Here is a 5806-nt window from a genome sequence, read left to right on the forward strand (position 1 = left end):
GTGAGCGTGGGAGCGCCGCGGACGGTGCTGCACGTGGTCGGCGCCATGGACCGGGCTGGTGCGCAGCGTCGTACCGTCGAACTGATGCGCAGGCTCGATCCAGATGAGTTCCGGTTGGTGTTCTGCGCCCTGGCCGGCGAGCCGGGAGCGTGTGAGGACGAAATCCACGCGCTCGGCGGAGAGGTGTACCACTGCCGACCCGGCCCGTCCTTCCCACTGACCTTCATCCGACTCCTGCGCCGGCTGCGGCCCTCGGTCGTGCATTCATCTGTGCCGACATCCTCGGGGGCTGTGCTCGGACTTGCCAGAGTGGCCGGCGTGTCGCGGCGCGTCGCCCACTTCCACACCGGCCAGGATTGGCGACGCACCGGTCCGGCCGGGGAACGCCTGGCGCGCGTGGTCGACCGAGGTCTGATCGACGTCGGCGCGACCGATCTGGTGGCGGTGTGCGAGACCGCCATGCGGGGGCTCTGGCGGTCGGAATGGCGGGTCGACCCGCGTTGTCGGGTGATCTATGACGGGTTGGCGGTCGAGCCGCTCGGCGTTGCCATCGCGGCCCGGCGGCGTGCGCTGGAGACCGCGCCGGCGGGTGTGGTGGCCCCGATCACCCTGGTGCACATCGGCCGGCCCGGGATGAACGCCAATCGGGCTCGCGCCGTGGACGTCCTTGCCGCGCTGGCGGCCCGTGGGGTCGACGGCCGCCTGCAGATCATCGGCTGCCAGGAGACCGGCGACACTGCGCGGCTGCTCGCACTCGCCGCCCGACGCGGCGTCCGCGACCGTGTCGCGCTGCTCGGGGAGCGTGACGACATCCCGCGTCTGCTGGTCGCGGCATCATTGTTGCTGGTCACATCCCACCACGAGAGTCTGCCGAGTGCCGTGCTGGAAGCCTGTGCGGTGGCCACCCCGGTGCTGTCCTGCGATCTGGCCGGCGTCGGGGAGATCTCTCGACTCCTGCCGGGGATCACCATGCTGCCGCTGTCAGCAGCGGAGGAGATCTGGGCTGACACCGCGCGGGCGCTGACCAGCCTCCCGCCGTCCCTGGACGACCGACGGGCCGCGTTGCGGCATTTCGTCCGCTCACCGTTCACAATCGAGAACTGGCAACGGGAGCTGACGGCCGTCTGGTCCGGGCGGGTTTCCCCGGCTCCTCCGGCGAGGTGAGAAAATACCTGAGCGGGTATCGTCGGGTCGGGCGCATGAATGTTCGGCAGGGATCGTCACGCCGTTGTTCACTGTTCGTCCAAGCTGCCTGTGGAGAAGGTGAACCTGCACCGGCAGGGTCGCCAGGTCGGGCTGGTGCGCCGGTGCGGCCATTACCCCGTTCTTCGGTCTTTCCGCGTTCTTCGTCAGTTGCTGAGGTGCGGCGGCACAAGTCGTTACGACCGGGGGCTGTCGCCGTAACTCGTGCCGCCGCACCAGCTGGAAGGTACCGACGGCCCCACCCCGGTGGGGTGAGTGGGGACGGAGGCGGGGACCGCCGGTACCTGTTCAACCCTCGGTGGCCAGGGCACGGTAAGCCGGCCACCGAGGAGCTTATGTAGTCTCCGGCCGAACCGAAGACGGCGCGAAAAGGGCCAATATCGCGTCGTCATCGGCCGGCCGGAGACGGGAAGAACGACTTCTCGTCCAGCCCCCTTCCGCATGTTTTCCAGCGGCGGTCGGTTGCTGAACTGTTTGGCAGCTTAGGGCGCGTCAAGCCCATGCGTCTACTCCCAGTTGGGCGACATCGGTCTCATCGGAATGTGGTTCGCCGGCTGACCGGGGAACTGCGAAGTTACCGCGACACACCGCATACGAGCACGGCGATCCGCCATCGCCGGAGCCACTCGCGGGTGAACTCCCGGTCCGTCTCGACGTATCTGCTTCTTTTCAGCACCGGTCCGGTGAAATCCCGTTCAGGACGGTATCGCCGCGGACGGATTCCGCCCCGGCAGGAATTCCGGCTGGACCCGTGCCCCGTGCCCGTGCCCCGGGGCCGGCGAAGCCGCCGAGTCGCAGTCGTCGCCCGGCGCCACGGACCGGCGCCACGGACCGGCGCCACGGACCGGCGCCACAGACCGGCGCCACAGACCGGCGCCACAGACCGGCGCCACAGACCGGCGCCACAGACCGCACATTTGCATTATCGAAGCGATCGGTGTAACGAGCAGGTTGGAGCGTCGGCCGATCCCGTGACCCGTACCGATCAAGTGGGCACCGGTCCGGGCCGGCCCGGGCGGCGCTGTGGTCCGGTTCGTCGCGACCGGACCAGCCGGGACCAGCCGGAACCGGCTGGGACCGGCTGGGACCAGCGCGGATGCCGGCGGCGGGAGCTGACAGTGTCCGCGCCTTTGAGGTGGCGTCGTTGAAAATAGTCACGCTGTGTAGATATGGGTCTTTTCTGCGGTGGGGCCGTGATCGGGGTCGGCTCGCGGGCGGATCAAGTCGGCCGGTAACCCGCCAAAACCGGAAAAAGAGCCAGGCAAGCAGGTCCTGGACACGCCGGGCGCCGATCTGTGAGGAGACCAACAGCGATCCGGCCGGATACCGGCCGATGATGTCCAAAGTCGTTAGGCTCACTGCGACAACGGAAAGCACACGACGTAGAGGGGTTCCCTGACGTGGTTACCCGAGTGGGTGTCAACGGCTTCGGCCGTATCGGCCGCAACTTCTGGCGGGCTCTTGCGGCGAGTAAGCGTGACGACGTACAGATCGTTGCGGTCAATGATCTCACTGACAACAAGACTCTGGCTCACCTGCTGAAGTACGACACGACGCTGGGTACGCTGGCGGAGCCGGTCAGTGTCGGCGACGGTGGGATCAAGGTCGGCGACAGCTTTATCAAGGTGCTCTCGGAGCGTGATCCGGCCGCCCTTCCGTGGGGCGATCTCGGGGTCGATGTGGTTGTCGAGTCCACCGGTCGGTTCACCTCGGCCGACGACGCCCGCAAGCATGTCCAGGCGGGTGCGAAGAAAGTCATCATCTCCGCCCCGGCCAAGGGCGAGGACCTCACCGTGGTCATCGGCGTGAACGACGACGTGTACGACCCGGCAAAGCACACTATCCTGTCGAACGCATCATGCACGACCAACTGTGTCGCACCGCTGGCCAAGGTCCTTGAGGACGCCTTCGGTATCGAGCGCGGCCTGATGACGACGGTGCACGCCTACACCAACGACCAGGTCATCCTCGACTTCCCCCACTCGGACCTGCGTCGTGCCCGCGCCGCCGCGCAGAACATCATCCCGACGACGACCGGCGCCGCCAAGGCGACCGCCCTCGTCCTGCCGCAGCTCAAGGGTAAGCTGGATGGCCTGGCCATGCGGGTACCGGTTCTGGACGGTTCGGTGACGGATCTGGTCGCGACCCTCAAGCGCGAGGTCACGATCGAGGAGGTCAACGCCGCCTACCGCGCGGCAGCCGACGGTGCGCTCAAGGGCATCCTCGTCTACACCGAGGATCCGATCGTCTCCTCCGACATCGTCGGCACGTCGCCGTCGTGCACCTTCGACTCGCTGCTCACGATGGTCAGCGGTAACCAGGTGAAGGTCATCGGTTGGTACGACAACGAGTGGGGCTACTCCAACCGCCTGGTGGATCTCACCGCTCTCGTCGGCGGACGCCTGTAACGGCCGCAGCACGATCATGAATCATCCGCGGCCGTTGTCCGCATGCCGATCCGGGGGGGCCGGGTGGGCTGACGTGGGACGTTGGAGAACTCCTGCGCGTTTTCTGGAAACTCTGGAGCAAACGGCGTGAGAATGATTGACGATCTACCGGTTGACGGACACCGGGTTCTCGTCCGCAGCGATCTGAACGTTCCGCTGGACCGTTCCGGCGACACGCCCCGCATCACCGATGACGGGCGGGTGCGCGCGAGCATCCCCACGATCCGGGCACTGCTGGACCGGGGCGCCCGGGTGGTCGTCTGTTCCCACCTGGGGCGACCCAAGGGCGTGCCGGACCCGGCGTACTCGCTTGCCCCGGTTGCCGGGCGGCTCGCGCAGCTGCTCGGGCGGCCGGTCGCGTTCGCCGGTGGCAATGCTGGCGGTAGCGCTGGCGGGGGTTCCGGCGGTGACATTGCCGGGCCTTATGCTCAGAAGATCGTCTCCGAGCTTGGCGACGGTGAGGTCGCGCTCCTGGAAAACCTGCGTTTCCATCCCGGTGAGACGAGTAAGGACCCGGCGGTACGCGCCGCGTTCGCCGACGAGCTCGCAGGCTTGGCCGAGTTCTACGTCGGCGACGCGTTCGGCGCCGTCCACCGGGCGCATGCCAGTGTCGTGGACGTACCCGAAAGGCTTCCGCACGCCGCCGGAGCGCTGGTGCGCACCGAGTTGGAGGTGCTGGCGACCCTGGCCGGTTCCCCGGCCCGGCCCTACGTGGTCGTCCTGGGCGGGTCGAAGGTCAGCGACAAGCTCGCGGTGATCCGGGCGCTGCTGCCGAAAGTCGACGCTCTGCTGGTCGGCGGCGGGATGTGTTTCACCTTCCTGGCCGCGCAGGGACACGGCGTCGGCGGCTCGTTGTTGGAACCAAGCATGATCGATACCTGTAAGGACCTGCTGGGCGAGGCTGGGCACCGGATCGTGCTGCCGACCGATGTGGTGGTGGCGCAGGAGGTCTCGGCCGACGCGGCCACCGCGGTGGTCCCGGCCGATGCCATTCCCGATGCTGGCAAGGGCCTCGACATCGGCCCGGCGTCGGTGGCGCTGTTCGCCGATCGGTTGCGCGGTGCCCGCACCGTGTTCTGGAACGGTCCGATGGGCGTGTTCGAGCTCCCGCCGTTCGCGGCGGGTACCCGGGGTGTGGCCGAGGCCATCGCCCGGATTGACGGCCTGACCGTCGTCGGCGGCGGCGATTCGGCCGCAGCTGTGCGTGCTCTTGGCATTCCCGAGGAGGCTTTCAGTCATATTTCTACCGGAGGTGGTGCCAGCCTCGAATATCTGGAGGGCACGGTCCTGCCCGGTCTCGCAGCGTTGGACGCGTGATGGCGACTGACAAGCGGGCCGGTGCCAGCAGGAAGCAGCGCGGAAGCGGACGGCGCACCCTGGTCGCGGGTAACTGGAAGATGAACCTCAACCACCTTGAGGCGATAGCGCTCGTCCAGAAGGTGGCCTTTGACCTGAAGCCGGCCGAGTTGGACAATGCCGAGGTCGTCGTCCTGCCTCCCTTCACGGACATGCGCAGCGTCCAAACCCTCATCGACGGTGACAAGTTGGCCATCGGGTACGGCGCGCAGGATCTCTCCCCGCACAGCTCAGGTGCCCACACCGGCGACATCAGCGGTTCGATGCTCGCCCGGCTGGGATGCGACTATGTGGTGGTCGGTCACTCCGAACGCCGCGCCGACCACCACGAGGACGACGCGTTGGTGGCGGCCAAGGCACGGGCCGCCTACAGCCATGGGATCACCCCGATCCTGTGCGTGGGCGAGCCCGAAGCGGTGCGGGTCGCGGGTGACCACGTCACCCATGTTCTCGATCAACTTGACGGTTCGCTCGACGGGATCACCCCAGAGCAGGCACAGACACTGGTCGTCGCCTATGAACCGGTATGGGCGATCGGCACCGGGCGGACCGCCTCCGCCCAGGACGCACAGGACATGTGTGTTGCGATCCGGGGCCGGCTCGCCAAGCATTTCGGTCCGGCGACCGCCGCCGTCGTCCGCATCCTCTACGGCGGGTCGGTGAAGGCCTCGAGCGCGCCTGAGTTGTTCACCCAGCCCGACGTGGACGGCGGTCTCGTCGGCGGTGCGAGTCTGGACGCGGCGGAGTTCGCGGCGATCGTTCGCAGCGCCCCGCCGAGCTAGCGGGCCGAAGGCGGCGCG

Annotated in this window: 4 protein-coding genes; all 4 read left to right on the plus strand. The window is 67.8% G+C overall.

Going from position 1 to position 5806, the window contains the following annotated elements; genetic code table 11:
- Positions 1-1164: glycosyltransferase (locus U9980_RS04625; RefSeq protein WP_322766834.1), on the plus strand; the 1164-nt coding region annotated here is incomplete at its 5' end.
- 1439 nt (positions 1165-2603) lie between these two features.
- Positions 2604-3611 carry a type I glyceraldehyde-3-phosphate dehydrogenase gene (gene gap / locus U9980_RS04630; protein ID WP_322754960.1) on the plus strand — a complete coding sequence of 336 codons (1008 nt, stop codon included), beginning with the start codon at positions 2604-2606 and terminating at the stop codon, positions 3609-3611.
- A gap of 126 nt (positions 3612-3737) precedes the next feature.
- Positions 3738-4967 (plus strand): phosphoglycerate kinase, encoded by a 1230-nt coding sequence (locus U9980_RS04635; RefSeq protein ID WP_322766835.1) that lies wholly within the window; start codon positions 3738-3740, stop codon positions 4965-4967.
- Positions 4967-5788 (plus strand): triose-phosphate isomerase, encoded by an 822-nt coding sequence (gene tpiA, locus U9980_RS04640; protein WP_322751533.1) that lies wholly within the window; start codon positions 4967-4969, stop codon positions 5786-5788. The genes U9980_RS04635 and tpiA overlap by 1 nt, the downstream gene beginning before the upstream one ends.
- Positions 5789-5806 lie beyond the last annotated feature (18 nt).

The organism is Protofrankia sp. Cr1, assembly GCF_963555865.1.
Lineage (GTDB): Bacteria > Actinomycetota > Actinomycetes > Frankiales > Frankiaceae > Protofrankia.